Here is a 26,442-nt window from a genome sequence, read left to right on the forward strand (position 1 = left end):
TATTAGAATGTCAATAGCCAGCGCCTTTGCGCTGGCTTAACACGTTAATAGGAAAGGTATGCAAGGTCAGACAGAACGGCAACTTAAAGCGAGTCGATCACGCTTATTAAAAGATAGGCTTGCGCGTGTCGGTGTTACCACTGGCGGTGTGTTAGTGCTCGTTGCACTGCTGTTGATATTCTTTTACCTCCTATATGTTGTCCAACCAATTTTTGAGTCAGCATCGGTCAAGCCGCTACACAGTTTTAACATTGATGCGGATGACAAGACACTCGCATTAGGCATGGAAGAGCAAGCAGAGATCGGTTATCGGTTTGGCGATTCGGGTGTAGCAGAATTTTTTGCGTTGAAGGACAATAGCCTTGCCGAGCGCAAAACGGGTGATACTATTGAGCAAAAGTCGCTCGCTAGAGCAGAGCAAATCACCAGCTTCGCACGGTCATTGCCTGTCCACCAACAATTCGTTTATGGCCTAAATAATGGTCAAGCCATTATCGTTCAGCCTAAATTCCAAGTTACGTTTCCTGAAACCGCACGCACGCAAGGCACTCGCCAAGTAGAACGACTGATTATGCCGAGGTTTGAGACGCTTAATGAGGGCGAACCTCTGCAGGTCGACGAACAGGGGCGACCTCTTGAACAACTCGCCTATGCAACCGATGGTGAGGGTATGCTGCTGACCGCTGTGACAGCGTCAGATACTTTGCTCATCACCAAGTTTGTGGCAGAGCAAAACTTTCTCACTGGAGCCGTGTCACTTACGCCACGATTCGAACAGCGTGTGCTGACCTCTGCTATTCGTGATATCGCGGTAACACCTGATTTGAATAAGGTTTTTGTGCTAATCAATAACCGTATCGTGGTGTACTCAGTCAGCATGAGCGGGGCAGTCAGCGAAAGCCAAGTGATTCCTCTGAATGGTCGTGAATTTGGCCAGGCGCAAGCACTTAATTTGATGCCAGGTGCAGCGACGGTGCTTGTGAGCCACGAACAGGGCATTATCTCACAATGGTTTGAAGTGCCCACTGATGATGGACGCACCTTTAAATATATTCGTCAGTTTGACGCGGGCGGTGCGATAGTTGATCTTGAGGTCGAGGACTATCGCCGTACATTCTACGCGGTCACGGTTGACGGACAGCTCAACGTGTTTCATACCACGTCTGAAGCGGATCTCTACAGTGAAGCGTTACCGAACGAAAATACCCAAGCAATTGCGATCGATCCGCGAGCGAATCATTTATTAGCTGAAGCTGGTAATGAGCTGACGTTATTCGAATTGAGCAATGAGCACCCTGAGGTGACTTGGAGTGCACTATGGCAGGAGGTTTGGTACGAGGGCTATCCAGAACCCTCGTATACGTGGCAGTCGACGTCGGGCTCAGATGATTTCGAATCGAAATTTAGCTTAGTGCCGATCTCATTTGGCACAATTAAGGCGGCGCTTTACGCCATGTTATTTGCCGTACCTATTGGTGTCGCTGCCGCGGTTTACACGGCCTACTTTATGTCACCGTCAGTACGAAAAGTCGTGAAGCCGACGGTAGAAATCATGGAAGCGCTACCAACGGTCATTTTGGGCTTTTTAGCCGGCTTATGGCTAGCGCCGATTGTTGAAGCCTATTTACCCGGGGTGATCGCCGTTATTGTTCTGACACCGCTCGCAATTATTGGCTTTGCAGCGTTGTGGCAGCTGTTGCCAACGGCGATTCGCAGTATCCTAGGCGAGGGGCGTGCTTCACTTATCTTGGTACCCATCGTATTACTGGTTGGCTGGTTATCTTTCTCAATGAGTCCATGGGTTGAAGCGACCTTGTTCGATGGCAATGTGCGTGGCTACTTAACCAACGAGTTGGGTATCACCTTTGATCAACGCAACTCACTCGTGGTCGGAATTGCCATGGGATTCGCGGTGATACCAACGATTTTCTCGATTGCCGAAGATGCCGTTTTTAGTGTGCCTAAGCATCTTTCTAATGGCTCGTTAGCGCTGGGAGCGACGCCTTGGCAAACCCTGACTAAAGTGGTGTTGTTAACCGCCAGCCCCGGTATTTTCTCAGCGATTATGATGGGCCTGGGGCGTGCCGTCGGCGAGACGATGATTGTATTAATGGCAACCGGCAATACACCGATTATGGACTGGAATATTTTTGAAGGTATGCGCACACTGTCGGCTAACATTGCGGTTGAAATGCCCGAATCAGAAGTCGGTAGTTCACACTACCGCATCTTGTTCTTGGCTGCGTTCGTGCTGTTTATCTTCACGTTTTTCTTTAACACCATCGCCGAATTTGTCCGTCAACGCTTACGTGACAAATACAGTTCGATGTAGGGCTGACAGTTAGAGGTTATTCATGAAGCAATGGTTTAGAACTGGAAAGCCTTGGATTTGGTTGACAGCCGGCGCGGTTACCGTGAGCTTAGTTGCGGTTATTGGCTTGGTGCTGATGATTGGCTGGCGCGGTCTATCATTTTTTTGGCCGACCGCGATTCATCAAATGACGGTCGAAACAACGAGCGGCGAGACGCGAACGCTCATTGGTGAAATCTACGATAGCGAAGAAGTACCGATTGATCGCGTACGGCAATCGGGTGTTGAGTTAGCCAATGATGAAGGCGAACTCATTACCCGCTATCTGATGAAAATTGGCAACCGCGAATACGTACCGCTTGATTTCACCTGGGTTGTTGAGCCGACGATTGTGGACGATCAGATCCCTGCCGATATGGCAATTATTGAACGCACAAAAGATGGCAACTTTTACGGGCGTATTGTCGCTATTGAGCAACAAGGTGAGACAGTTGCTACGCATGGGGATGAAAACTTTCGTGATGTGCTATTCGAGCGCGTTGAGCGTGCTGTCGAATTGCACAAGCAAGGTCAGCAGTTGCAAGAAGGCGAGATTGGGCGCATTAACTTCCAGTTAAGTGAACTTACCTTAGAAGAGCGCCGTCTTAAGCTAGAGGGCAAACTTACTGAGTCGGCCATAGCGGAGCTTGATGCCGAGCGACAGCGGTTACAGGCGGAGTATCAGGACCTTGAGAAAACGCTTTTTTCGATTCGCGACAGCGCGTATCGGGACGCTTTAATGGTCGAGGACTTCCGCGGCGAAATCGTCGCGGTGCCAATGTACCGTGTACTCGATGTTAACTTCCCTAACGATATGCACCTGCTGGCAAAGATCGGGCATTTCTTCCAGCAAATTGGCAAGTTCGTTTCTGAACCGCCAAGGGAAGCAAATACCGAGGGTGGGGTATTTCCTGCAATATTTGGTACGGTGTTCATGGTACTGTTGATGTCTGTCATCGTGACACCCTTTGGTGTGGTAGCCGCCGTCTATTTGCATGAGTATGCGGGTAAAAACCCGGTGACGAAGTTGATACGCATCGCGGTGATTAACCTCGCTGGTGTGCCCTCCATTGTTTATGGTGTGTTTGGTTTAGGCTTCTTCGTCTATATGGTGGGCGGCAGTATTGACCAAATCTTCTACCCCGAGGCGTTGCCGAATCCAACCTTTGGTACACCAGGCGTGCTTTGGTCGGCGATTACGCTGGCTATTTTAACGCTACCTGTCGTGATTGTATCGACCGAGGAAGGCCTTGCACGTATTCCGAGTACGCTGCGAGAGGGCTCGCTGGCGCTAGGAGCAACCAAATGGGAGACGATTTGGCGGATTATCGTGCCAATGGCATCGCCTGCAATTATGACGGGCCTGATCCTAGCGGTCGCGCGGGCAGCCGGGGAAGTCGCGCCGCTAATGCTAGTGGGTGTGGTTAAGTCAGCACCGATGTTACCCGTGGATGGTAACTTCCCGTACTTTCACCTTGATCGCAAATTTATGCATCTCGGTTTCCATATTTACGATGTCGGCTTTCAAAGCCCGAATGTTGAGGCGTCGCGTCCTCTGGTTTATGCGACTTCGTTTTTACTGATTACTGTGATTGTTGGGCTCAACCTGACCGCGATCGGTGTGCGCAATCACTTGCGTGAGAAATACCGTGCACTTGAGCAATAGTCACTTACTAATAGAAGGTTAGCATTGATGATTTCGGTTAGTTCTAATAGTGCCAGTGAAAAATTAGATTTGGCGAATTTAACAGATGAGCAGCGCGCACTCGAAATTAAGAATTTAAGTCTATACTATGGACAAGATCGTGCGCTACACGATATCTCTATGAGCGTGCCTAAGCACGGCGTCACCGCATTCATTGGCCCGTCAGGTTGTGGTAAATCGACCCTTTTGCGTTGTATCAATCGCATGAACGACCTTGTGGAAACCTGCAAAGTGCAGGGTGATATCTTGTTGCATGGTAAGAATATCTATGACAAAGGCGTCGACGTGGCGGCGCTGCGCCGTCGCATTGGGATGGTGTTTCAACGACCTAACCCGTTTCCTAAGTCGGTTTATGAGAACGTCGTTTATGGCTTGCGGTTACAAGGCATTAAAGATCGCCGGGTACTCGATGAAGCGGTTGAACGGTCGTTGCGTGGTGCCGCATTGTGGGATGAGGTAAAAGACCGTCTCAACGCGAGCGCCTTTAGTCTATCCGGTGGTCAGCAACAACGTTTGGTCATTGCACGTTCAATTGCCATCGAACCTGAGATTTTGTTGCTCGATGAGCCGACCTCGGCACTCGATCCAATCTCAACGTTGACGATTGAAGAACTGATTACAGATTTAAAACAGAAATACACGGTAGTGATAGTCACTCACAACATGCAACAGGCAGCGCGAGTATCTGATCAAACAGCATTTTTGTATATGGGCCAGCTCATTGAATATGCCAATACTGACACACTATTTACCACGCCAATGGAAAAGCGCACGGAAGACTACATCACTGGACGGTACGGTTAAGGAGTAAAGGCATGGATAAATTGAATATGGGTAAGCACATCTCCAACAAGTTTAATGAAGAGTTGGAAGCTGTGCGTAATCGCGTACTGAGCATGGGCGGATTAGTTGAACAACAACTGAGTGATGCGCTGACCGCGATCCAAACAGCCGATGTTGAGCTTGCAGAAAAAGTGCTGACGAACGATCACAAAATCAATAAGCTCGAAGTTCAGATCGACGAAGAGTGTGTGCACATTATCGCCAAGCGTCAGCCAGCCGCCAGTGATTTGCGACTGGTTATCGCAATTATAAAAACTATTGCTGACTTAGAGCGTATCGGTGATGAGGCAGAACGTATTGCCAAAGTGGCTAAAGAAAGCTTTAGTAATGACCAACAGCAGCTGCTCGTCAGTCTAGAGAACTTAGGTCACCAGATTCTGATCATGTTACGAAAAGTGCTCGATGCGTTCGCTCGCATGGATTTAGACTCGGCATACGAAGTGCACCGTCAAGATGAACAGGCGGATCGTCAGTACGAAGCACTCACTCGCCAGTTGATGACTTATATGATGGAAGACTCGCGCTCAATTCCAAAGATCATGAACGTATTGTGGTCAGCGCGTTCGTTAGAGCGAATGGGCGATCGTTGCCAAAATATTGCCGAGTACATCATCTTCTTCGTTAAAGGAAAAGATGTGCGCCATGTCTCTCCCGAGAGCATTGAGCGCACAGTCAAAGGTGATAGAACCTCTTAAAATAATTGCCGGGCGCGGATAGTGCCCGGTATCGCCTTCATTTTCTCTAAAATCTCTGTGCCGTTGTCAGTATCAATATCCATTACGACGTAACCGACGTTTTCATCGGTTTGTAAGTACTGACCTGCGACGTTAATTTCGAAGTCACTTAAAATCTTGTTAATGGCATTCATCATGCCCGGCTGGTTCTTATGGATATGCAGCAACCGGCGCGCTGTTGCGTGCTGTGGCAAAGAGACCTCTGGGAAGTTGACCGCAGACAACGTTGAACCATTATCCGAATAGTGGACTAATTTACCCGCGACTTCGATGCCTATGTTTTCCTGTGCTTCAACGGTAGAGCCACCGATATGAGGCGTTAGTAAACAGTTTTCGATACCACACAAGGGGGATTCGAAGCGGTCTTGATTGCTTTGAGGCTCAACTGGAAACACATCGATTGCAGCACCGGCTAAATGACCTTGTTTTAATGATTCAGCAAGCGCATCAATATCAACAACTGTGCCGCGTGATGCATTAATCAATAAGCTATTGGGCTTCATTTTGGCCAGTTGTTTAGTACCTATCATCCATCGTGTGGATGGCGTCTCGGGAACGTGTAAGCTGACCACGTCAGCCTTGGCCAACAAGTCATCTAAGCGTTTAGTCGAGCGCGCGTTACCCATCGGTAGTTTGGTTTCAACATCATAATAGATAACCTGCATACCAAGCTGCTCAGCTAATACGCTTAGCTGGCTACCGATATGTCCATAGCCAACGATACCGAGTACCTTACCGCGCACCTCGTAGGCGTTAGTCGCAGATTTAAGCCAGCCACCTTGGTGTGCTTGTGCGTTTTTTTGCGGGATACCGCGTAATAGCATAATGGTTTCTGCAAGAACCAGTTCAGCAACACTACGGGTGTTAGAAAAGGGCGCATTGAAGACCACTACGCCGTGCTTTTGCGCGGCCTTTAAGTCCACCTGATTCGTACCAATACAGAAGCAGCCTACAGCAATTAGTTTTTCTGCTGCGGCGAATACTTTTTCGGTAAGTTGCGTGCGCGAGCGGATGCCCACCATGTGCACGTCTTTGATCTTTTCACACAGCTCGTCTTCATCAAGCGAGCCTTTGAGGATTTCTAGCTGATGATAGCCATGTTGCTTGAGTAATTCGATAGCGCTTTCATGAACACCCTCAAGCAGTAAAATTTTAATTTTGTCTTTTGCGAGTGACTTAACCGACATCTAATTTCCCCACTTAAGCTCTTTAACACCGTCGGCTGTTGCCAACAAAGCGACATCGGCAGAACGGGCCGCAAACAGCCCATTAGTGACTACACCCACCACATTATTGAGTTGTTCTTCGAGTTCGACCGCATTAAGAATATCAAGGTTGTGTACGTCCAGTATCCAGTTGCCATTATCGGTAGTCACACCTTGGCGCCAGACTGGGTCGCCGCCGAGCTTAACGATTTGCCGCGCGACATAAGAGCGTGCCATGGGAATGACTTCAACGGGCAGTGGGAATTGGCCTAGCCGACCAACCAGTTTAGTTTCGTCGGCGATACAAACGAACTTTTTGGCGACCGCAGCAACAATTTTCTCGCGTGTAAGAGCCGCACCGCCGCCTTTAATCATTTGTCCATGCTCATCAATTTCATCAGCACCATCAATGTACACAGGGACCTCAGGCGCGTTGTTCAGCTCAAATACCTCGATACCATGTTGTTTTAGTCGCTCGGAGGAGGCCTCAGAGCTCGATACGGCTCCTTCAATGTCGTCTTTCATCTTGGCAAGTTCATCGATGAAAAAGTTAACAGTCGAACCTGTTCCAACACCAACAATAGTGCCTTTCTCGACATATTTGATTGCGGCTTGAGCAGCTTGTTGTTTTAGTTTATCTGAAGCGGACATAGCGGGGTTCCCATGCAAATTATTGTGGTCATTGATGGCACATCAGTATAACGACTTTGACGGCGCATCGCTAAGAAAACTTAGGTTGATTGTTAAAGTGCCAGTGCCGAGTGGGCGTGATGACCTCTGGAATCGCAACATCCCAAGGCTCGGTAGGTAAATGCTCAACATACTGCTCATCGTAAGCGAGACCAATGGGGTGCAAGTCGGGTAAGCGTCCTGCCTGCCAGCTGGCGAGGGTGCGGTCATAATAACCACCGCCCATACCTAAGCGATTACCATACTGGTCAAAGCCTACGAGAGGCATGAATAGACAACCGATTTGATGCAGGGGGACAACCTGATCAGCACGTAACGGCGGCTCTTGGATGCCATACCGATTGTGGATGAGCGGCGTATCAGGCGTTAATGATAAAAATAATAAGTGACCTTTGCTGAAGGGATGCAGTACCGGCACAACGGTTGGCATATTGAGTTGCCATAACGCTTCAATCGCTGGGCGCGTGTTAAGCTCGTTGGCGAAGCTAAGGAAAATAGCCGCATGACCCGCTGAGTGCTTAGCACGCTCTGTAATACGAGCCGCCACTTGTTGGCTTGCCTGCTGTTGGTCGGGGGTAGAAACTGCGGCTCGGCGAGCTTTTAACTTGCGTCGCCATTCATCTCGGGTCATGCTTACTCCCATCTTTGTTACATGAAATAGAGCATACCTTATGAAAATGATAAAAACGATATGCCTTTTGTGTGGTTTCGTCCTAGCGTCAAGCGCGCTAGCGCAGCAGGGACCGCCGAAAGCACCTGAACGTGATCGCGGTGAAGGGCCTTATGAGCGCTTGATTTTGCGGGGTGCAACCCTAGTCACGGGTGAGGGCGCTCCGCCACAAGGCCCCGTGGATATTGTGATAGAAGACGACCGCATCGTAAATATTGTCAGCGTAGGGCATCCAGGCGTGCCGATTAAGCCCGAGGGACGACCTGTCGCTCAGTCTGGTGATAAAGAAATGGACCTCAGCGGACATTATATTTTGCCAGGCTTTGTTGATATGCATGCGCATATTGGTGGCTCGGCTGAGGGTATTCCTGCCGAATACGTGCTTAAACTATGGTTGGCGCACGGGATTACCACGATTCGTGAACCCGGCAGCTTTAATGGACTCGACTGGGTGAAATGGCACCAGCAACGTGCGGCCGATAACCGTATCACGGCACCACGCATTGTGCCTTACTTAGGCTTTGGTATGGGGCGCGATGAGCCGATTTATAATGCTGAGCAGGCGCGAGAATGGGTGCGCGATATTAAGTCGCAAGGCGCATCGGGCATTAAGTTCTTTGGCGCATCAAGAAGCGTTATGGAAGCGGCACTGGATGAGGCGAATAAGCAAGGGCTCGGTACCATGATGCACCACGCTCAACTCAATGTGAAATCGATGAACGCGCTCGATTCAGCGCGCCTTGGTCTGACATCGATGGAGCATTGGTATGGCTTACCCGAGGCATTGTTCGAAGAGCAAACCATCCAAAACTATCCAGCAGACTATAATTACAACGATGAGCAGGATCGATTTGAGGAGGCGGGTCGGTTGTGGAAACAATCTGCCGAGCCTGGATCTGAAAAATGGAATGCCGTTCGCGATGAGTTGATCGCGCTCGATTTTACTATTAATCCGACATTAACGATTTACGAGGCTTCACGTGACTTAATGCGTGAACGCCAAGCGGTATGGCATGAAGATTACACATTACCGCGGTTATGGGATTTCTTTGAACCGAGCCGTTATGCCCATGGTTCATACTGGTTTGACTGGACAACTGAAGATGAGATTGCTTGGAAACGCAATTATCAAAAATGGATGACGTTCTTAAGTGATTTCCATAATCACGGCGGTCGTCTCACGCTCGGTTCTGATGCGGGCTATATCTATAAGATTTATGGCTTTGGCTATATCCGTGAGATGGAGCTACTGCAGGAAGCTGGATTAAATCCTTTAGAAGTGGTGTACGCCGCCTCAATGGGCGGAGCCGAGGCGTTGGGCATGGATGATGAGATTGGGAGTATTGCCATTGGCAAAAAAGCGGACATGGTTGTCGTAAAAGAGAATCCGTTGGCAAACTTTAAAGTCCTGTATGGAACAGGTCACTTTAAGCTCAATGAGGATAACCAACCGATTCGCACCCAAGGCATCCGTTATACCATCAAAGACGGTATTATTTTTGATGCTCAGCAGTTGCTCAAGGATGTGCGCGAGATTGTAACCAAAGAAAAAGCCTCACGCGAATCGTGAGGCTTTTTATGAAAGGGTGGTTTCCCGGTGACGCCGCTATCTGACGGTAGCCCTTGAACCCATTGGTTCAAGGCGGGGAGCAAGTGGGATCCATCGTAGGCTTCCCGGTGCGTGCCGGGCTTGCTCATGACGGGCCAGTGATCCCCTTAAGTAAAAGCATCGGCTCAGGGACATACGTCTATTAGCGTACGACCCAGGAAACCCTAAACTGTTAGCGCTGCGGCCCGCGGTGAGCGCGTTGTTCGCTCATCGCTTGTTCGATTGTCGCCTGCAGCAACTGAATCTTTTCTTCAAGCTTAGCCGTTTTAACGGCTTGCTCTTTTTGATCGTTCATCCACTCATGACACAGATTAAGCGCTGTCATCACTGCAATTTGCTCAACATTATGCAAATTTGTGCGCTCTTTAGTGTCATTCAGCCGCTCATTCAATGCATCAGCCGCCTCTTGCAAAGCACTTTCTTGACCCACCGGGCAGTTCACCCGATAGCTACGGTCCAATAAAGTGATATCCATCGTGCGACTCGTCATGATGCCGACTCCCTGCTATACATTGCGTTCAATGCATGCTCTACATGCGTTCTAGTGCCTATTATGGCATGTCTTGGCAATGTTTGTCAGCTAGCGAATTGCAAAGCCGAGTGTTAGGATGACAACACCAGATTTTAATTAGAACGATATCTATGACAGCTCGATTTAACTATGATCGCATTTCATCGCTTTACGCGCAACATGATGTGACGCCACAAGCAGCCGAAGTACAAGGCATTTTATCAGGACTCGTAGCAACAGGCACGCAACCTGACTCAGCGGATCTTGATGCCTTGTTGAGCGACCTTATTTATGACGGCCAGCAACTGCCTGCTGAGCTTGCCAAATTATTAAAGCAGCAAGCCACAGAAATTCAGCACGCAATGGCGGATCGCGAACTCGGCTTCCAGCTACTTTTGCCAGAAGATAATGCACCACTGCAGGAACGTTTAAATGCGTTAGCGGGCTGGGTGCAATCATTTTTAGTGGGCTTTGGTGTTAACCAAGCGAATATTGCCGCAACCAGTGGCGATTTACGCGAGGCACTCGATGACATGATCGAGATCGCTAAACTCGAGTTTGAGGTCGATGATTCGGATGAATCCGAGCGTGCTTACTTTGAAATTGTTGAGTATCTGCGTGTATCGGCAATGATGTGTTTTACAGAACTCGGTGCACGTGAGCTAGCTCAAACTCAGAATGATTCAAAAACGTTACATTAAGCACTGACTTCATAGGAGCAGCTATGCAACCGGTTATTCCTCAAGATGAGTTTTTACAGCGCCGTGAACGAGTACTATCTCGTATGCCCTCAAATACCGTCGCTATTGTATCGGGGCACAGTGAACTGACTCGCAGTAACGATACGGAATATCCGTTTAGGCAGAACAGTTACTTTCATTATTTAACAGGATTTAATGAACCAGATGCCGTATTGGTGCTGAGTAAAATTGAGGGACAACCGCGTACGCTGCTATTTTGCCAGAACAAGGATCCAGAAGCCGAGGTTTGGCACGGGCTGAGATTGGGCTTTCACAACGCAGTGCACGCCTTAGCCGTTGACGAAGGGCGTGATATCGACGCCTTTGAAGAAGATATTAGTGAGCTTTTGAACGGCGCCTCGAGTGTGTTGGTGTTGATGGGCGAGGACAGTGTGCTCGAGGCACAGGTACGGGATGCGATTGATTTTTTAAGGGCAAATGAGCGTAAGGGCTACAGTGCGCCTCATCGGATCGAGGATTTACGTCCGACACTAGATACCATGCGGCAGTTTAAATCATCGCAGGAACTTGCCGTAATGCGGGAAGCAGCGCGTATCAGCAGTGATGCATTTAAGCGCATTATGAAGTTCTGTAAACCTGGGGCAATGGAGTATCAACTTGAAGCCGAACTGCAGCATGAGTTTGCGATGCAAGGCGCGCCGGCTCCTGCCTACGGTATTATTTGTGGCGGCGGCGCCAATGCGTGCATCCTGCATTACACCGATAATCGTGACGTGTTGCACGATGGTGATTTAGTGCTGGTTGATGCAGGGGCAGAATACCAAGGCTACGCAGCCGATATTACTCGTACTTTTCCGATTAACGGACGCTTTTCGGAAGAGCAAGCGATGATTTACACCATCGTATTGAAAGCGCAACAGGCAGCGTTTGAGCACATTAAGCCTGGCGGCACGCTAAAGGCGGCGACAGAGGCCGCCGCTAAAGTGATCAATGATGAGTTGACGTTGCTTGAGATATTGTCCGGCGACGCGGAGGAAAACTTTGCCAATAACCGCTGGAAGAAATTCTTTATTCACGGTCTCGGGCATTGGCTTGGGCTCGATGTCCATGACGTAGGACGTTATAAATCAACGGACGGTGAGCCACTGACATTTCAGCCGGGTATGGTGTTGACCGTTGAACCCGGCATATACATTTCACGCGAGTCGGGTGTCGATGAACGCTGGCGCGGCATTGGCGTGCGAATCGAAGACGATTTGATTGTGACCGAGGACGGCTTTGAAAACATGACTCAAGCCGTGCCGAAAACCATTGAAGAGATAGAATCTTGGATGCAAAACAAGTAACAGCTGATGTTGTTATTGCGGGTGGCAGTTTAGTTGGCGCACTCACTGGTGTGATGCTGGCGCGGCAACGCCCCGACTGGCGCATTGCCGTGTGTGAGCCGCGCCTTGAAGGTCCCCCCAATGATAAGCGTATTATTGCTTTGGCGGCTGCTTCGGCAGCCAGACTTCAGCGCCTTGGCGTGTTGGGTGAGTTGAGCGATGCGACAGCGATTCGCCATATCCATATTAGCGATAAAGGTTATTTAGGCGCGACGGAAATTCATGCTGAGCAGGAGCACGTAGACGCACTCGGGTATGTGGTCTCTGCGGCGGAGTTAGTGAATCGCTTTTATGTCGCCTGCCAGCGTTTAGATAATGTCACATGGTTAGCCGGTGAATCTGTTGAGGCGCTGCACCACGATATCGATAAGGTGCGGGTCGAAACGGCTAATGGGTTGCAAATCGAGACTCGATTGGTGATTGGCGCAGATGGACAAAATTCAAAAATTCGAACTTTATGCCGATTGCCATGGCAGGTCGAGGACTATCAACAAATAGGTTGCATTAGCACGGTTAAACTCGACCGAGACTCACAAGGGTGGGCTTACGAGCGGTTTACCGAATGGGGGCCGATGGCATTACTACCGATGGCCAACCAACAGGCTTCGTTAGTGTGGACTTTTAACCCAGAGCAGGCGGACATTGCTAAACAGTGGAGTAGCTCAGACTTTTTAAGACACTGCCAGCAAGCCTTTGGTTATCGTGCGGGTCGTTTGGTCGCGCGTTCCGAACCAGTATTTTATCCATTACAGTTGAAAAAGGCATTACGCTCAATTTATCACCGTACTGTGATTATTGGTAATGCATCGCATGCGTTACACCCCATCGCAGGACAAGGCTTTAATTTGGGTTTACGCGATGTTGAATGTCTTGTGCAGGGTCTTTCAGCAGCCGTTGACCCGGGAGCCTTTGCGGTACTTGATGATTATCAGCAGTCACGAACAAAAGACTACAACGCTATTATTAACCTGACTGATGGACTCGTGCGCGGCTTTTCGAGCAGCAACCGCTTGTTGGTTGTGCCGCGTAACCTCGCGTTAATGACCTTACAGCATTGTTCTCCATTGCGCAGCCGCTTTGCACGTTTAACCATGGGAATGAAATCATGAACTATGATGTGATCGTCGTTGGCGGCGGCATGATCGGTCTGACTATGGCGCTGGGGCTGAAACGGCAAAGGCGCTCAGTGATGGTGATTGAGCAGCACGCTCAGCCTGATTTACCGGATGCTTTAGAGTTACGTGTTAGTGCATTGAATCACCGCAGTCGCGCTTTACTTGATGAGCTCGGTGTTTGGCAGCAGGTCAGTGAGTTTCGAGTCGGTCCGTACACCGATATGCATGTGTGGGATAAAGACAGCCCTGCGGACATTCATTTTTCAGCCGCCGAAGCCAATGCCGATGATTTAGGTGCGATTACTGAAAATCGTGCCTTAGAACACTTTTTGTGGCAAGCGGCGCAAACCGCGGGTGTTGTTATAACGCAAACTGAGCAATGGCGTCTGCGTCACTGCGGTGACGATCAGCAAGCGGCAGAAATTGAGTATGGAGAGCAACAACGAGCGCATGCGCAACTGGTCATTGCGGCTGACGGTGGGCGCTCGCGATTACGTCAACAGGCGGGTTTAGCGGTGCGTTTTTGGGATTACGAACAAGTGGGTGTCGTCGCCAATTTGCGGATGGATACACCACACGAAGGCGTCGCACGACAAGTATTTTTGCCGACCGGCCCCTTAGCGTTATTGCCAACACCCGATGCGCACGTGGTTTCGATCGTGTGGAGTATGGATGCTTCACTGGCGCAGACGCGCTTGGCCAATAAGGCGCAGTTGGCACAATTTGTCACATCAGAGAGCGGTCGCTGCTTAGGTAAAGCTGAGCTGATCTCTGAAGTGAAAGGCTTCCCCTTGCGTATGCAGTATGCGCAAGAGTGGCATCAGCAGCGCATTGTTTTGGTAGGCGATGCGGCGCACACGATTCATCCCCTTGCCGGTCAAGGCGCCAATTTGGGATTTGCAGACTGCGTATCGTTACTCGCGCACCTGCAGCAAAGCGAGTTCGCTGATTTGTCGAATCTAACGCGTTGCTTGGGGCGTTATCAGCGCGAGCGCAAAGCGGATACACAAACTATGATCGCGGCGATGGAGCTGTTTAAACGAGGCTTTGGTACGTCGAATCCGTTAATCAAAGCGGTTCGCTCGCTTGGGTGTCTCGCCGCAGAGCGAATCACGCCGCTCAAACAAAAGTTAGCAGAGGTCGCGCTCGGTCGCTAAGCGCGCGGTTAAATACGTGCGCTTAGGTACTCGGCAAGCTGTTTTGCTGCGGATGACGCACGACTATCTAAGCGTAATACGATATTAATATCGCCTGGCGAAGGTAATCGCTCTTTCAACTGTGGACTACTGATTAAGCTTTGGCTATCTGGAATGGTACTTTTGGCGAGCACCGTAACACCTAAGTTACTGTTTAGGGCGGCGGTTAAGCCGGAGTAGTCTGAGTTGGTATAGCTAATGCGATAATCAATACGTGCACGCTGCAACGCTTGTTCAGCCCGTTTACGATAGATACAGCCCTCCGGTGCAACAACCAATGGTAGCGGGCGTTGCTCAAATGCAGCGGGTGTGCCCACCCAGACTAAGGCATCATTTTGTAGCAGCATGTCATTGGGGTTACGTTGTTCTCTGAGCGCCAAAATCATATCAAAACGTTCACCTAAGCCCGCGAAGAGATCCTTGCTCAATGCCGATGTGACCTGCAATGCGATTTGTGGATAAACCTGCGCGAACTGACCCAGCACGTTGGGTAACAAGCTCGAAGCGAATTCGCTGGTAATCCCCAGTCGAATATCACCGGATACCGCCTGCGGCTGAAACTGCGCGAGCAGTTGCTCATGTAAACTAATAATACGTTGCGCGTAATCGTAAACGCGCTCGCCATCGGGTGTAAGCGATAACCGTTGCCCTTGGCGCTGCAATAATTCAGCCCCTAATTGTTGCTCCAGTTTTTTGATTTGGATCGAGATGGCCGGTTGTGAGCGACCTAAACGTTCGCCGGCAGCGGTAATGCCGCCAAACTCAATCACTGCAACGAAACTGCGCAGGGCATCAGTCGATAAATGTTTCATAAATTAAATGCTTAAATAGTTAACGTTTCGGGTATTTAAAAAATAAATGCAATTATAAGCATTATTGATTTTAAACTTAAGTGCAAGACGCCTATAATTTGCGCCCATATTACTGGCTAAATTTAAAGCAAAAGGATGTCTTATGGGCAGCAGAACTCCGCTCTATGATGCGCACGTCGAAGCCGGCGCAAAAATGGTCGATTTTCACGGTTGGGATATGCCGTTGAACTATGGCTCACAAATTGAAGAGCACCACGCCGTTCGCCGTTCTTGCGGCATGTTCGACGTATCGCACATGACCATTGTTGATGTAGCGGGGCAGCAAGCCCAAGCGTTCTTACGCTACTTGTTAGTCAACGACGTTGCTAAATTAAAAACCGAAGGTAAGGCGCAGTACACCAGCATGCTCAACGAGCAGGGTGGCGTAATTGATGACCTCATCGTTTATCATTTTAGCGACACCTCATACCGTTTGGTGGTTAACTCAGCCACCCGCGAACGTGACCTCGGTTGGATCGAAAAAGTCGCGGCTGATTTTGATGTCACCATTAATGAGCGTGATGACATGGCGATGATCGCTGTTCAGGGCCCCGAGTCAGAAGCTAAGTTAAACGCCGTGTTGAGCAGCGAAGACTTCGCAACCATTGAAGGCATGAAGCCTTTCTTAGGTAAGCAAGTGGGCGATTTATTTATCGCTACCACTGGCTATACGGGCGAAAAAGGTTACGAAATTATTGTGCCAGCCGAGCAAGTCAATGATTTGTGGAAGCAACTCATCGCTGCTGACGTAGCCCCCTGTGGTTTAGGCGCGCGCGATACATTGCGTTTAGAAGCCGGTATGAACCTGTACGGACAAGATATGGATGAGACGGTCACCCCACTTGAGTCAAATATGGGCTGGAGTGTTGCATTTGAACCGATTGACCGCGACTTTATTGGCCGCCAAGCGCTCGAACAACAAAAACAAGCCGGTCACCACAAACTGGTTGGCTTGGTGATGGAAGACAAAGGCGTCTTGCGCCACGGTCTGAAAGTGATCGTTGATGGTGGCGAGGGTGTCATCACTTCTGGTACATTCTCACCATCACTTGGTTTTTCAATCGCAATGGCACGCGTGCCTGCGAACGTGGGTGATACCGCACAAGTTGAGATGCGCAAAAAACAGGTCACTGTGAAGGTTGTTAAACCTGCATTCGTGCGAAACGGTCAATCTGTTTTATAATAGCGTCAGAATTTAGTTAAATAGTCAGACAATCTGCCAGCGGCAGTTGGATTGAGAAGGATAGAGTTATGAGCAACATTCCAGCGGATCTTAAATATGCGTCAACTCACGAGTGGGTGCGTGATGAAGGCGATGGCACTTTCACTATCGGTATCACCGAGCACGCGCAAGACCTTTTGGGCGACATGGTGTTTGTTGAGTTGCCCGAAGTGGGTGACAAAGTGTCAGTCGGCGATGACGTAGCGGTTGCGGAGTCTGTTAAAGCAGCTTCAGACATCTACGCACCGATTAGCGGTGAAGTTATCGCGATTAATGAAGATCTTGAAGACGCGCCAGAAAACGTCAACAACGACCCGTATGGTGACGGTTGGTTGTTCCGCATTAAAGCGGAAGACAGCGGTGAGCTAGGTAACTTGCTCGACGCCGACGCGTATGAAGCGTCTATCGACGAAGATTAAGCGTTAATGTAACGGCACAAGGAAAGTGATGGACCCCGGCATGCTCCGGGGTTCCGTGTTTTTTTGCACTGTTCGATTCCCAATTTGTACGAGGCCGAGGTAAATGACCAGTACTACCCTTACGCAGTTAGAACATCACGATGAATTTATTGGCCGTCATATCGGTCCGAGTCATGATGAGCAGCAAGCCATGCTCAAAGAGCTTGGCGTAGATACTTTAGAAGCGTTGACCAAAGATACGGTTCCAGGCTCTATTTTACGCGACCCTTTTTTAAAAGTCGGCGAGCCTAAAACGGAGCGTGAAGCATTGGCTGAACTCAAAGCCATTGCGAAAAAGAACCAGATCTTTACCTCGTACATTGGTATGGGCTACTACGATACGGTAACGCCTAACGTTATTTTACGTAACGTATTAGAAAACCCAGGTTGGTATACTGCATACACGCCTTACCAGCCCGAAATCGCACAAGGTCGCTTGGAAGCCTTATTGAACTTCCAACAAATGACCATGGATCTAACCGGTTTAGATCTTGCGAGTGCCTCATTGCTTGATGAAGCAACGGCAGCTGCCGAAGCAATGGCGATGGCGAAGCGGGTATCGAAAAACAAAAAATCAAACGCGTTTTACATTGCGGACAACGTGTACACGCAAACCATCGACGTGGTTAAAACACGTGCTGAATACTTCGGCTTTGACATTATTGTCGGCCCGGCGCGTGAAGCATCTGACCACGATGTGTTTGGTGCGCTATTACAGTACCCCGACAAAACCGGCGAACTGCACAACATTGAACAGTTGATTGGCGAGCTGCAAGAGAAGAAAGCGATTGTTTCGGTGGCTTCCGATCTGATGAGCTTGTTGATGCTGAAATCTCCGGGCGAAATGGGTGCGGATATCGTATTTGGTAACGCACAACGCTTTGGTGTACCAATGGGCTATGGCGGTCCACACGCCGCATTCTTTGCAACTCGTGATAAGTTCAAACGTTCATTGCCCGGTCGTATCATTGGTGTGTCTAAAGACTCACGTGGTCGCCCTGCGTTGCGTATGGCAATGCAAACCCGCGAACAGCACATCCGTCGCGAGAAGGCTAACTCGAACATCTGTACCGCGCAGGTATTACTGGCCAACATGGCGTCGTTTTATGCGGTGTACCATGGGCCACAAGGTTTGCGTCGCATTGCTAACCGTATCCATCGATTAACTGACATCGTAGCCTTGGGTATGCAGGATAAAGGCGTTCAAATCAGCAACGCGCATTGGTTTGATACGCTGACTTTTGAGATGAAAGAGAACGCGACCGACGTATTGGCGCGTGCTAAGGCGGCTGGCATTAACCTGCGTAATGACGGTGAAGCCGTGTTTGGTATCAGCATGGATGAAGCCAAAACACGTGCAGACGTTGAAGTATTATTTAACGTCTTGTTCGGTGATGACCATGGTCTGGATGTTGAAGTTCTCGATAGCCGCGTTGCGAGCAAAGAGCTTGAATCAATTCCAGCGCAATTGGTACGCGAATCGGACTACCTAACGCACCCAGTATTTAACGAGTATCACTCAGAAACCGAGATGCTGCGTTACATCAAAAAGCTGGAAAACAAAGATTTAGCATTGAACCACTCAATGATCTCATTGGGTTCATGCACCATGAAGCTGAACGCCACCGCTGAGATGATCCCAGTGACTTGGCCTGAGTTTGCTCAGTTGCACCCATTCTGCCCTGTCGAGCAAGCGCAAGGCTACGCAGAAATGATTTCGTCATTGTCTGAGTGGTTGGTTGATATCACCGGTTACGATGCGCTTTCAATGCAACCGAACTCAGGTGCGCAGGGCGAGTATGCTGGCTTATTGGCGATTCAGAAATACCACGAAAGCCGTGGTGAAGGTCACCGTAATATCTGCTTGATCCCAAGCTCAGCGCACGGTACCAACCCGGCTTCAGCACAGATGATGAACATGAAAGTGGTCGTGGTTGATTGCGATAAAAACGGTAACGTGGATATGGCAGACCTGAAAGCTAAAGCCGAAGAGGCGGGCGATCACCTGTCATGCATCATGGTGACTTACCCATCGACACACGGTGTGTATGAAGAAGGCATCCGTGAAATTTGTGAGCTAGTACACGAGTTTGGTGGCCAAGTTTACATGGACGGTGCCAACATGAACGCGCAGGTGGGTGTTACTTCTCCAGGCTATATTGGCTCGGATGTATCGCACTTGAACCTACATAAGACCTTCTGTATCCCACACGGTGGTGGCGGTCCAGGTATGGGTCCGATTGGCGTGAAAGAGCACTTAAAACCGTTCTTGCCAAACCACAGCATCATCAACTTGAAGACCACTGAGTTGGGCAATGGCGCAGTATCGGCAGCACCTTATGGTAGCGCAAGCATTTTGCCTATTTCGTGGATGTACATCGCGATGATGGGCGGTCGTGGCTTACGTGAAGCCTCAGAAACTGCGATTCTGAATGCTAACTACGTTGCTGAAAAACTCAGCAAGCACTTCAAGATCTTGTACCGTGGCCGTAACAACCGTGTCGCGCACGAGTGCATTATCGACTTGCGTCAAATGAAAGAAGATGCCGGTATCGCCGAGATTGACGTGGCGAAACGCTTGCAGGATTACGGCTTCCACTCACCAACGATGAGCTTCCCAGTTGCGGGCACCATCATGGTTGAGCCAACCGAATCTGAATCTAAAGCAGAACTCGATCGCTTTATTGAAGCGTTGGTTTGCATCAAGCAAGAAGCTGACAAAATCGCCGCAGGCGAGTGGCCGCAAGACAACAACCCGTTGGTTAATGCACCACACACCCTAGCCGACATCACCGATGCTGAGTGGGATCGTCCATACGACCGTCACACCGCAACCTATCCGGTTGAAGCGGTAAGCTACGACAAGTTCTGGCCAACCGTTAATCGTATCGATGACGTATATGGCGACCGTAACTTGATGTGCTCGTGCCCGAGTATTGAAGAATATCGGTAAGTTGATGGGTTAGTGTTTCCATGAAATAAGTCGTTTAATGGGAATAAATAAGACGTTTACGGTAAATAAGTCGTTTAAAAGTGAAGCCCGCCTTGTGCGGGCTTCACTTTAGATTGCTCAAATTGCTCTATTACTATGAGCTTTTATTCGGAGGAATAAACGCTACCACGTAGTTTGTTCGATGCATCCCACAAACTCTTCGAAAGATTTTTGCTTTTTGTATGCTGTTTTTTTACCACAGTAGCTTCCGCTATTAACTGTTACATACTCTAGTCATCGACATCTGTATCCTCTAGACAGTCATCGTCGTAACTTAAGATTGTGTAAATAAATCCCTCATTTAATAAAATTGAACTGGCGTACAATTCACTTAAATGCATGCCTTTATGCTCAGGAGTTACCCAATCTATGGGGTCAACAGAGTCAAAGTCGCTTGGGAAGCCTTCATGAATTGCATTTGTACAAGAGGCCATTTGCTCGTTAGATAAATTGGTTTGTTGTATGTAAAAATCAAAGTGCTTTGTCGAAACGAACCGCTTAAATTGCTTATTTTGATGAATCACCATAGCAACAGGTGCTTTCTCTAACCACGATAGTCTTCGAAAAGCAGCTTCTAATGATGTATCGCATTTATCGGAGATTTGTTTGATGTTGTACCAGTTAATGTCGCCATCAGTTATGCTCTTAACCAGTCGTTTTGGCATAAGCAGGCCGGATGCAAATCCATTCGCCTGTCTTTCAAGCGGATTTTTAAAGTAATCTCTGAGTTCAGAGTCGCCACATGCGAAGTTTTGAGAAACACCTTGCATAATATGCATGCAAACGTGACCAGCCTCATGAGCCGCAGTAAAGTTTAAGCGTCTCGAATCAGGAATATTGCTGTTGACTATAATAGCAGCGCCTTCATCACTACCGACGGCCTTACCTAAAAACTGGTCTGCGGAAAATCCATGGAACTCGATGTTGATAGGGAAGCTGTTGTCTGAAACTGCGTTGATGAACTGCTCTACTTTGATAGGCAAACTGTCAAAGCCCAGATCTTCAAGCAACGATTCTGCTTCCGCTGCACCCTTTTGCTCTTCCACGGCGACTCCTTTATTTTTTTGTGAAGCGTTCCATCATATCACGTAATATTTGCTGGTCTTCTTCTGGTAACTTATCAAGATCTCCCCATCTGCGGTAGAACTCAACTTTTTTATCGTTGTTGTCTTCAGGCGCATCTTCACCAGTGATTTCATAAGGCTTCACGCCCAGTGCGGAGGCTATTTTCCTCAACACCACGATCGTTGGCATACGCCCGCCTTGTTCAATTTTGCTAAGTGCAGCAGCAGTTATACCAGCCTCATTAGCTAGTCTCGATTGAGTCCAGCCAAGTAAATCTCTCATGTATTTGATATTTTTGCTTATTAGCGCAGATTGCTGAAGTTTGTCAGCCATAGATTATTCCTCCGTTGATATTTATATTAACAGTAGTTGATCTGTTTCGCTAGGAGGTGTATCTTATAAACAGTCGTTAAGATATTAACTTCTGTTGATTTGGTGTTTGGACTGCTTAAACGTAGACGTGGTAGCACCTAAAAAATTGCCTCTAGATGAGGCTGTGAACTAAATATTGAGAGGTGACTACATATGTCTTTGCAGAACAGATTTTCAAAATTTCACGATAGAATAAAATTAGGTCGAGAAGATGATGCATATCGAGATGCCAGAGTTAAGGACAATAGCATCTTGGACGAACTTAAAACTGAATTCAGACTTGCAGGATACCCGATAGTTGATAGCTTTTTGCAAGGCTCAATGAAAACTGATACTGGCGTAAAGCATCCGATTGATGACTTTGATATTGATCGAGCTGTGGTGATTGATGAAGAAAATGCGCCAGATGACCCTGTTGTGGTGAAAAAACTGGTACTTAAGGTTTTGGAAAAACGTGGTTTTAAAAACGCAAAGGTCAAGAAGCCTTGCGTGACAGCTGATTATATTAATCTAAACTTGCATATCGACATTGTCGTCTACAGGAGACGAGGGGAGCAGTATGAGTTGGCTGTTGGGAAGTTGAATTCAAATGAGGAAAACCGCCAATGGTCTCCGAGCGACCCCAAGAGACTTATCGAGCATATCAAAGATAGCAGTCAATACGTTGGTTCAGCAGATCTTAAACTAAAGCAATTTAAACGATTAGTCAGATATATAAAGCGTTGGCGTGATGAAAAGTTTGGCCAGTATGTTGGCAAAAAGGTGTTTTCTATCGGACTAACATTGATGTGCAAGGACAAATTTCGGCCATCAATCGACGACGAGGGAAAAGTAAACGACTTACAAGCTCTACGAGACACCATCTCAGCTATTTTAAGTGCTAATTACTTCCAATACGCTGGTGATGGAAAGTACAAAGTCAATGTGTTTCTACCAGTTGAACCCTACAGAAATGTGTTCGAAAACAGCAGTGTTGATACCGGAACACAGCTTTACAATAAGCTTCGTAGGATGCTTGCTAAACTAGATACAGTATTGGAAGAGGACTCATTGAAAAAGCAATGTGAGGTTTTGCAGGAGCTATTCGGTGATGATTTTGAAGTCCCAGAAACCGAGCGACTTAACGAAAACCAAAAGGTAGCCTTTAGCACCGCTGGTGTTGTTGGCACATCGCAGGGAGCATGATTTGTTAAAGGCAATCGAGCAGCATCTTACAAGCCAAGGGTATGCATGTAGTCGTCATAATTTAGGTAGCCGCGAAAGGCTGAGTGTTGAGGTCGCCATAGCTGATCGTAATATTCGGTTATTGTTGGCCAGTGACCCGCCTTTCTATGAGCTCCCTATTTTTGCACTAGCAGATCCTCATTCATATGGACGATTAGCTCATGTCACTATTGCCGATGTGGAAGAAAGTTTGTATGGCGTGGTTTGTGTCAATGCCCCAGATTCACTTTCCATTAATTTCGAGCAGCCACTTCTTGTTGTAGAAGAGTCACTCAAACGCCATGTTTCATTGTTAGGAAGATGTTTAGCAGATCCAGAATGGAATCGCAGGGAGTTACTTCGCGAGTTCTACAGCGACTGGCTAAGACTTTGTAGAAGCAGCAATCGACGACCGCTACTGGCCAATCTCGAAAAACCTAAATTGCAGAAGCTGTCAGTGTACCGCCCGGTAAAAGACTCCAAGCAAGGCATTGAAAGCCATTACATGGTACATCCTTCCGACAACTCGTTTTCCGATATTAGCGACATTTACTTATCTATGGTCAAAGGGAATAGGCAAATTGCAGGACAAGCAATAGTTATTCCACTCGAAGAATTGACTCCTGCGCCAACTTGTTCTGGATCTCTTGAACAGTGGTATATCGATACTATGGAAACACTACCTGTAAAAACCAGAACTGAGTTGCAGCAGGTTTTTGGTCAGTGGCGTGGTGTTGCATATTGGATTGTCTTTACCGCAATAACCGTCGATGATGATCGAACGTGGTTTGCTTTAAAACTTACATGTAAGTCGAAAAAAGCGTTGCCGCTGTCAAAATCGAAGTTACAAAGCTGGACACTCGAAGCTTTACCCATTCGACTATTTAATCAAGAAAACACTGTGCAACGAGGTGGTGGATGCCTGTCATTGGCAGATAAAAAAGTTGCAGTTATAGGCGTTGGCTCTGTTGGCTGTGAAATTGCGCACAAGTTATCTGCTGCTGGTGTCCGGTCTTTAGCGCTGGTAGATCCTGACGTATACGAGATCAACAACTTGTATCGTCACGTCCTCGAACAGGGGTGGGTTGGTGCGCCCAAGGCATTCGCCTTAATGGTTGCGCTTCAAAGGCAGTTCCCTTGGTCCCGCGCTAGATGGACGTCTGATGATCTAATGAAATTTGCTCGCGACGTGAATCTAGAAAATTTTGATTTGATAGTGATTGCTATTGGCAATCCGACGCAGGAGCGCTTGTTCAAACAATATCTTCTGAATGAAAACATTGACGTAGCGGTACTGAATACTTGGTTGGAAGGGCTTGGTGTTGGTGGGCATGCTGTACTGGATGTTTCTAGCTCAAAAGGATGTTTACTATGCTCCTATGTGTGTCAGGAGTCTGGGACTCGCGGGCTAGTATCTAACATGAACTTTATTGAGCCAAATCAAGTGATGATGAAAAGCATCGCTGGATGTGGAGAACAATTTATTTCTTATGGTGCTGCGAGTTCTGCTCAAACAGGTGTTATGGCTGCGAACTTAGCGATTCGGTTCTTGGAGGGAAAACAATCTCAATCCTGTAAAGTTAGCTGGAAAGGCAGTGTCGAGGATGCCGAAGCAGAAGGAATCAAAATGACTCATCGCTATTATAACTTTCAGCACTCACTAGAGTATCTCCCCTTGTTTGATGAGGACTGCGATGCTTGTTCTTACGAGTGACAATAGCTTTTTCGGCAGAACAACGATTTATGTGTCGGAAGGCTTGATTGAACTGTGGCGAACAAAACGTCAGTTAGACCGTAATGCAAATGAAGCATTTGGCGCATTGATTGGCTCTCAGTCAGTGAGCGGAAACGAGGTTTGGCTAAAAGAATGCTCGATACCGCAGACAATGGACTATGCAACCAGAACTAGCTTTAGTATGTGCGCACCGCATCACCAAACTTTGGTTGACTCATTTTACAAAAGGTCTAATGGAGAGTTGGGTTACGTAGGCACATGGCATACTCATCCAGAACCCACTCCTGCTCCATCAAGTCTCGATATTGCAGATTGGCATGAATGCACAAAGCGTAATCCTGACAGAAGGCTGGTTTTTGTGATTGTTGGTCAAGTTCATATATGCATTTTCAGGATGTTGAAAGGCTCTTTTACGCGAATTTGTAAGGAAGGAATTGATGACTGACGAGAAGCGAAATTTTCATCAAGCGTGTTTTTATCCCATAGAATCAGTAGCCAAGTTGAAAGAATTTATATCTGGATTCAATACGACGCTTGGATGGGAACATGTGGGGTTACTCACTGACGAGCAAATTAAGAATCAGGTTTACATTTTGTTTTCGAGTGAGTTTCAAGCGAGCTTTCGACTTAACTTACCAGACCATGAGATGATAGAAGCCTTAAGTTTCATCGCGAAGCAGGGGGAGATTGAGCTCAGGCACTTGCAAGGCCTGCACCTTACTCAAAATGATCTTGGCTCAATGAATGTGTTGATTGATATATGGGATTCATGTCGCGCTCAATCATTAGTCATCTCAATTAGTGAATTAGTAGATTACATCGCTAGAAGTACTAAAAGTCGTCTTAACAAGGGGCGAGGCAAAGAGTTTACTAGACCCACAATCAATCAAGTGCTGCGAGATAGCCACGGCTACTGTATGTTCGAAGGCTGTGGTGAGAAGCTCGATATTGATTACCTAACGGGTAGTGCGGGTAATTTCTCATACTTAGCTCATAATGTAGCCTCTTCAGAATCTGGACCGCGAGGAATTGTCTATTTATCTGACGAGCTCTCAGATGAGCCTTCTAATGTTCTCTTGATGTGTGATAAGCATCACAGGTTAATCGATAGAGTGGCTTGCAGTGATTACCCGGCATCTAGATTATCTCAAATGCGTGCAGAGTTTATTATCAGTGCTGAAAAGTTGTTAGAAGGGCTAAGTTTTCAACCAATTCCTGTATTCTCGGTGCTATGGCCAGTAGGCGGACACGTAGTTTCTCCCCCTGAAATTAGAGATATATCTGGAAGTTTATCTCGGTTAAAAGCGCGTATTAGAGGAACGCTTAATAACCTAAGTGGCAATGAACGTCGATATATATCACGCCCTGAACGTTTCGCCACGGATATTGATGAGATTGTTGCAGATGAAGCTAAAGATATCATCAATCAGTCTAAGGATTACGGTTACCGAGCCGCTTTGTTTGCCTTTGGGCCTATGCCTGCTCTTGTTGGACTTGGAGCGTGTCTTGGGAATAAATCTGAGATAACTCCTATGCTCAGGTATCGAGACGGAAACTGCTGGTTATGGCCTCAGGATTCGAGAGTGGAAAAACCTTACACATTGAATGGACAAACTGAAATAAAGCAATCTGCTGACATTACTCTATCCATTGCTTTGACGGGTTATCCAGAGTCTATGAGGAATGCAGTTAAAGCCCTTGGTTATCCGGAAATATCAATTGTCGCTAAGCAAATGAGAGTGTTCAATATTCTGTGTCAGCCAAGTTTTCATAAATCTATGTGGCCATCCAGTCGACCTTCAAAGTGGATGGTTAGCTGAGACAGTGTCA

General features: G+C 47.9%; 23 protein-coding genes and 1 other RNA gene. 16 read left to right on the plus strand and 8 right to left on the minus strand.

Annotation, left to right across the window (positions count from 1 at the left end):
- Nucleotides 1–58 precede the first annotated feature (58 nt).
- The 4 genes from DFP83_RS05565 to phoU are packed head-to-tail and all read left to right on the plus strand — an operon-like array spanning nt 59 to nt 5,593.
- Nucleotides 59–2,332: an ABC transporter permease subunit gene (locus DFP83_RS05565; protein ID WP_110573989.1), complete on the plus strand. Its 2,274-nt coding sequence runs from the start codon at nt 59–61 to the stop codon at nt 2,330–2,332.
- 22 nt (nt 2,333–2,354) lie between these two features.
- Complete coding sequence (gene pstA / locus DFP83_RS05570) at nt 2,355–4,016, plus strand: phosphate ABC transporter permease PstA (protein WP_110573991.1); 1,662 nt, start codon at nt 2,355–2,357, stop codon at nt 4,014–4,016.
- Nucleotides 4,017–4,043: 27 nt separating this feature from the next.
- Nucleotides 4,044–4,859 (plus strand): phosphate ABC transporter ATP-binding protein PstB, encoded by an 816-nt coding sequence (gene pstB / locus DFP83_RS05575; RefSeq protein ID WP_110573993.1) that lies wholly within the window; start codon nt 4,044–4,046, stop codon nt 4,857–4,859.
- Nucleotides 4,860–4,870: 11 nt separating this feature from the next.
- Nucleotides 4,871–5,593: a phosphate signaling complex protein PhoU gene (gene phoU / locus DFP83_RS05580; protein ID WP_110573995.1), complete on the plus strand. Its 723-nt coding sequence runs from the start codon at nt 4,871–4,873 to the stop codon at nt 5,591–5,593.
- Here phoU and serA read toward each other — a convergent pair.
- The 3 genes from serA to DFP83_RS05595 all read right to left on the minus strand — a co-directional run bounded on the left by serA (nt 5,590) and on the right by DFP83_RS05595 (nt 8,158).
- Nucleotides 5,590–6,819 (minus strand): phosphoglycerate dehydrogenase, encoded by a 1,230-nt coding sequence (gene serA, locus DFP83_RS05585; protein WP_110573997.1) that lies wholly within the window; start codon nt 6,817–6,819, stop codon nt 5,590–5,592. The two genes, phoU and serA, sit on opposite strands and share 4 nt — an antisense overlap.
- On the minus strand, nt 6,820–7,488 hold the full coding sequence (gene rpiA, locus DFP83_RS05590) for a ribose-5-phosphate isomerase RpiA (protein ID WP_110573999.1): 669 nt from the start codon (nt 7,486–7,488) through the stop codon (nt 6,820–6,822). It abuts the gene before it with no gap.
- A gap of 70 nt (nt 7,489–7,558) precedes the next feature.
- Nucleotides 7,559–8,158: a 5-formyltetrahydrofolate cyclo-ligase gene (locus DFP83_RS05595; protein ID WP_110574000.1), complete on the minus strand. Its 600-nt coding sequence runs from the start codon at nt 8,156–8,158 to the stop codon at nt 7,559–7,561.
- A 40-nt stretch (nt 8,159–8,198) separates the two neighbouring features.
- Here DFP83_RS05595 and DFP83_RS05600 point away from each other — a divergent pair, with 40 nt between their 5' ends.
- Entirely contained in the window at nt 8,199–9,767 is a 1,569-nt protein-coding gene (locus DFP83_RS05600; protein WP_110574002.1) for an amidohydrolase family protein, read from the plus strand.
- A gap of 17 nt (nt 9,768–9,784) precedes the next feature.
- On the opposite strand, the gene ssrS is transcribed toward DFP83_RS05600, so the two are convergent.
- Together ssrS and zapA are read right to left on the minus strand one after the other, a co-directional pair.
- Nucleotides 9,785–9,970: non-coding RNA, 6S RNA (gene ssrS / locus DFP83_RS05605), on the minus strand.
- Nucleotides 9,971–9,978: 8 nt separating this feature from the next.
- Complete coding sequence (gene zapA, locus DFP83_RS05610) at nt 9,979–10,296, minus strand: cell division protein ZapA (protein WP_110574004.1); 318 nt, start codon at nt 10,294–10,296, stop codon at nt 9,979–9,981.
- Nucleotides 10,297–10,448: 152 nt separating this feature from the next.
- Here zapA and DFP83_RS05615 point away from each other — a divergent pair, with 152 nt between their 5' ends.
- Genes DFP83_RS05615 through DFP83_RS05630 form a run of 4 tightly spaced genes read left to right on the plus strand, consistent with a single transcriptional unit; the run spans nt 10,449 to nt 14,675 of the window.
- Entirely contained in the window at nt 10,449–11,018 is a 570-nt protein-coding gene (locus DFP83_RS05615; RefSeq protein WP_110574006.1) for a UPF0149 family protein, read from the plus strand.
- A gap of 23 nt (nt 11,019–11,041) precedes the next feature.
- Nucleotides 11,042–12,364 carry a Xaa-Pro aminopeptidase gene (gene pepP / locus DFP83_RS05620; RefSeq protein ID WP_110574008.1) on the plus strand — a complete coding sequence of 441 codons (1,323 nt, stop codon included), beginning with the start codon at nt 11,042–11,044 and terminating at the stop codon, nt 12,362–12,364.
- Nucleotides 12,346–13,512, plus strand: a complete 1,167-nt coding sequence (ubiH, locus tag DFP83_RS05625; protein ID WP_110574009.1) for a 2-octaprenyl-6-methoxyphenyl hydroxylase — start codon at nt 12,346–12,348, stop codon at nt 13,510–13,512. Before pepP ends, ubiH begins: the two co-directional genes overlap by 19 nt.
- Nucleotides 13,509–14,675 carry an FAD-dependent oxidoreductase gene (locus DFP83_RS05630; RefSeq protein ID WP_110574011.1) on the plus strand — a complete coding sequence of 389 codons (1,167 nt, stop codon included), beginning with the start codon at nt 13,509–13,511 and terminating at the stop codon, nt 14,673–14,675. Before ubiH ends, DFP83_RS05630 begins: the two co-directional genes overlap by 4 nt.
- Before the next feature lie 8 nt (nt 14,676–14,683).
- Here the strand turns inward: DFP83_RS05630 and DFP83_RS05635 are convergent, their stop codons facing one another.
- Nucleotides 14,684–15,526 (minus strand): LysR family transcriptional regulator, encoded by an 843-nt coding sequence (locus tag DFP83_RS05635; RefSeq protein ID WP_006956322.1) that lies wholly within the window; start codon nt 15,524–15,526, stop codon nt 14,684–14,686.
- Between the two features lie 142 nt (nt 15,527–15,668).
- Here DFP83_RS05635 and gcvT point away from each other — a divergent pair, with 142 nt between their 5' ends.
- The 3 genes from gcvT (at nt 15,669) to gcvP (ending at nt 20,198) form a co-directional block, all read left to right on the plus strand.
- Nucleotides 15,669–16,748 carry a glycine cleavage system aminomethyltransferase GcvT gene (gene gcvT / locus DFP83_RS05640; RefSeq protein ID WP_110574013.1) on the plus strand — a complete coding sequence of 360 codons (1,080 nt, stop codon included), beginning with the start codon at nt 15,669–15,671 and terminating at the stop codon, nt 16,746–16,748.
- Between the two features lie 68 nt (nt 16,749–16,816).
- Entirely contained in the window at nt 16,817–17,206 is a 390-nt protein-coding gene (gcvH, locus tag DFP83_RS05645) for a glycine cleavage system protein GcvH (protein WP_006956317.1), read from the plus strand.
- Between the two features lie 103 nt (nt 17,207–17,309).
- On the plus strand, nt 17,310–20,198 hold the full coding sequence (gene gcvP, locus DFP83_RS05650; protein ID WP_110574015.1) for an aminomethyl-transferring glycine dehydrogenase: 2,889 nt from the start codon (nt 17,310–17,312) through the stop codon (nt 20,196–20,198).
- 269 nt (nt 20,199–20,467) lie between these two features.
- Here the strand turns inward: gcvP and DFP83_RS05655 are convergent, their stop codons facing one another.
- Both DFP83_RS05655 and DFP83_RS05660 read right to left on the minus strand, forming a co-directional pair.
- On the minus strand, nt 20,468–21,283 hold the full coding sequence (locus DFP83_RS05655) for an ImmA/IrrE family metallo-endopeptidase (protein WP_110574017.1): 816 nt from the start codon (nt 21,281–21,283) through the stop codon (nt 20,468–20,470).
- A 10-nt stretch (nt 21,284–21,293) separates the two neighbouring features.
- The gene (locus DFP83_RS05660; protein ID WP_110574019.1) at nt 21,294–21,635 is read right to left on the minus strand and encodes a helix-turn-helix domain-containing protein; all 342 of its coding nucleotides are present in this window, start codon (nt 21,633–21,635) and stop codon (nt 21,294–21,296) included.
- 192 nt (nt 21,636–21,827) lie between these two features.
- Here DFP83_RS05660 and DFP83_RS05665 point away from each other — a divergent pair, with 192 nt between their 5' ends.
- The 4 genes from DFP83_RS05665 to DFP83_RS05680 are packed head-to-tail and all read left to right on the plus strand — an operon-like array spanning nt 21,828 to nt 26,432.
- On the plus strand, nt 21,828–22,859 hold the full coding sequence (locus DFP83_RS05665; protein ID WP_110574021.1) for a nucleotidyltransferase domain-containing protein: 1,032 nt from the start codon (nt 21,828–21,830) through the stop codon (nt 22,857–22,859).
- 1 nt (nt 22,860) lies between these two features.
- Nucleotides 22,861–24,591, plus strand: a complete 1,731-nt coding sequence (locus tag DFP83_RS05670; protein WP_110574023.1) for a ThiF family adenylyltransferase — start codon at nt 22,861–22,863, stop codon at nt 24,589–24,591.
- Nucleotides 24,572–25,057 carry a Mov34/MPN/PAD-1 family protein gene (locus DFP83_RS05675; RefSeq protein ID WP_110574025.1) on the plus strand — a complete coding sequence of 162 codons (486 nt, stop codon included), beginning with the start codon at nt 24,572–24,574 and terminating at the stop codon, nt 25,055–25,057. The genes DFP83_RS05670 and DFP83_RS05675 overlap by 20 nt, the downstream gene beginning before the upstream one ends.
- Nucleotides 25,050–26,432, plus strand: coding sequence for an SAVED domain-containing protein (locus tag DFP83_RS05680; RefSeq protein ID WP_110574027.1), 1,383 nt, complete (start codon nt 25,050–25,052; stop codon nt 26,430–26,432). The genes DFP83_RS05675 and DFP83_RS05680 overlap by 8 nt, the downstream gene beginning before the upstream one ends.
- Nucleotides 26,433–26,442: the final 10 nt, after the last annotated feature.

Origin of the sequence: Idiomarina fontislapidosi, assembly GCF_003226255.1 — a bacterium.
In the GTDB taxonomy this organism is placed as follows: Bacteria; Pseudomonadota; Gammaproteobacteria; order Enterobacterales; family Alteromonadaceae; genus Idiomarina; species Idiomarina fontislapidosi.

What these genes read in the sequence shown, in the direction of transcription:
- DFP83_RS05600 (WP_110574002.1), top strand. Translation starts at nt 8,199, where the DNA reads ATGAAAATGATAAAAACGATATGCCTTTTGTGTGGTTTCGTCCTAGCG.
- gcvH (WP_006956317.1), top strand. Translation starts at nt 16,817, where the DNA reads ATGAGCAACATTCCAGCGGATCTTAAATATGCGTCAACTCACGAGTGG.
- DFP83_RS05615 (WP_110574006.1), top strand. Translation starts at nt 10,449, where the DNA reads ATGACAGCTCGATTTAACTATGATCGCATTTCATCGCTTTACGCGCAA.
- rpiA (WP_110573999.1), bottom strand. Translation starts at nt 7,488, where the DNA reads ATGTCCGCTTCAGATAAACTAAAACAACAAGCTGCTCAAGCCGCAATC.
- DFP83_RS05665 (WP_110574021.1), top strand. Translation starts at nt 21,828, where the DNA reads ATGTCTTTGCAGAACAGATTTTCAAAATTTCACGATAGAATAAAATTA.
- DFP83_RS05680 (WP_110574027.1), top strand. Translation starts at nt 25,050, where the DNA reads ATGACTGACGAGAAGCGAAATTTTCATCAAGCGTGTTTTTATCCCATA.
- zapA (WP_110574004.1), bottom strand. Translation starts at nt 10,296, where the DNA reads ATGACGAGTCGCACGATGGATATCACTTTATTGGACCGTAGCTATCGG.
- phoU (WP_110573995.1), top strand. Translation starts at nt 4,871, where the DNA reads ATGGATAAATTGAATATGGGTAAGCACATCTCCAACAAGTTTAATGAA.
- serA (WP_110573997.1), bottom strand. Translation starts at nt 6,819, where the DNA reads ATGTCGGTTAAGTCACTCGCAAAAGACAAAATTAAAATTTTACTGCTT.
- gcvP (WP_110574015.1), top strand. Translation starts at nt 17,310, where the DNA reads ATGACCAGTACTACCCTTACGCAGTTAGAACATCACGATGAATTTATT.
- DFP83_RS05675 (WP_110574025.1), top strand. Translation starts at nt 24,572, where the DNA reads ATGCTTGTTCTTACGAGTGACAATAGCTTTTTCGGCAGAACAACGATT.
- DFP83_RS05595 (WP_110574000.1), bottom strand. Translation starts at nt 8,158, where the DNA reads ATGACCCGAGATGAATGGCGACGCAAGTTAAAAGCTCGCCGAGCCGCA.
- pstB (WP_110573993.1), top strand. Translation starts at nt 4,044, where the DNA reads ATGATTTCGGTTAGTTCTAATAGTGCCAGTGAAAAATTAGATTTGGCG.
- DFP83_RS05565 (WP_110573989.1), top strand. Translation starts at nt 59, where the DNA reads ATGCAAGGTCAGACAGAACGGCAACTTAAAGCGAGTCGATCACGCTTA.
- pepP (WP_110574008.1), top strand. Translation starts at nt 11,042, where the DNA reads ATGCAACCGGTTATTCCTCAAGATGAGTTTTTACAGCGCCGTGAACGA.
- DFP83_RS05660 (WP_110574019.1), bottom strand. Translation starts at nt 21,635, where the DNA reads ATGGCTGACAAACTTCAGCAATCTGCGCTAATAAGCAAAAATATCAAA.
- pstA (WP_110573991.1), top strand. Translation starts at nt 2,355, where the DNA reads ATGAAGCAATGGTTTAGAACTGGAAAGCCTTGGATTTGGTTGACAGCC.
- DFP83_RS05635 (WP_006956322.1), bottom strand. Translation starts at nt 15,526, where the DNA reads ATGAAACATTTATCGACTGATGCCCTGCGCAGTTTCGTTGCAGTGATT.
- DFP83_RS05630 (WP_110574011.1), top strand. Translation starts at nt 13,509, where the DNA reads ATGAACTATGATGTGATCGTCGTTGGCGGCGGCATGATCGGTCTGACT.
- gcvT (WP_110574013.1), top strand. Translation starts at nt 15,669, where the DNA reads ATGGGCAGCAGAACTCCGCTCTATGATGCGCACGTCGAAGCCGGCGCA.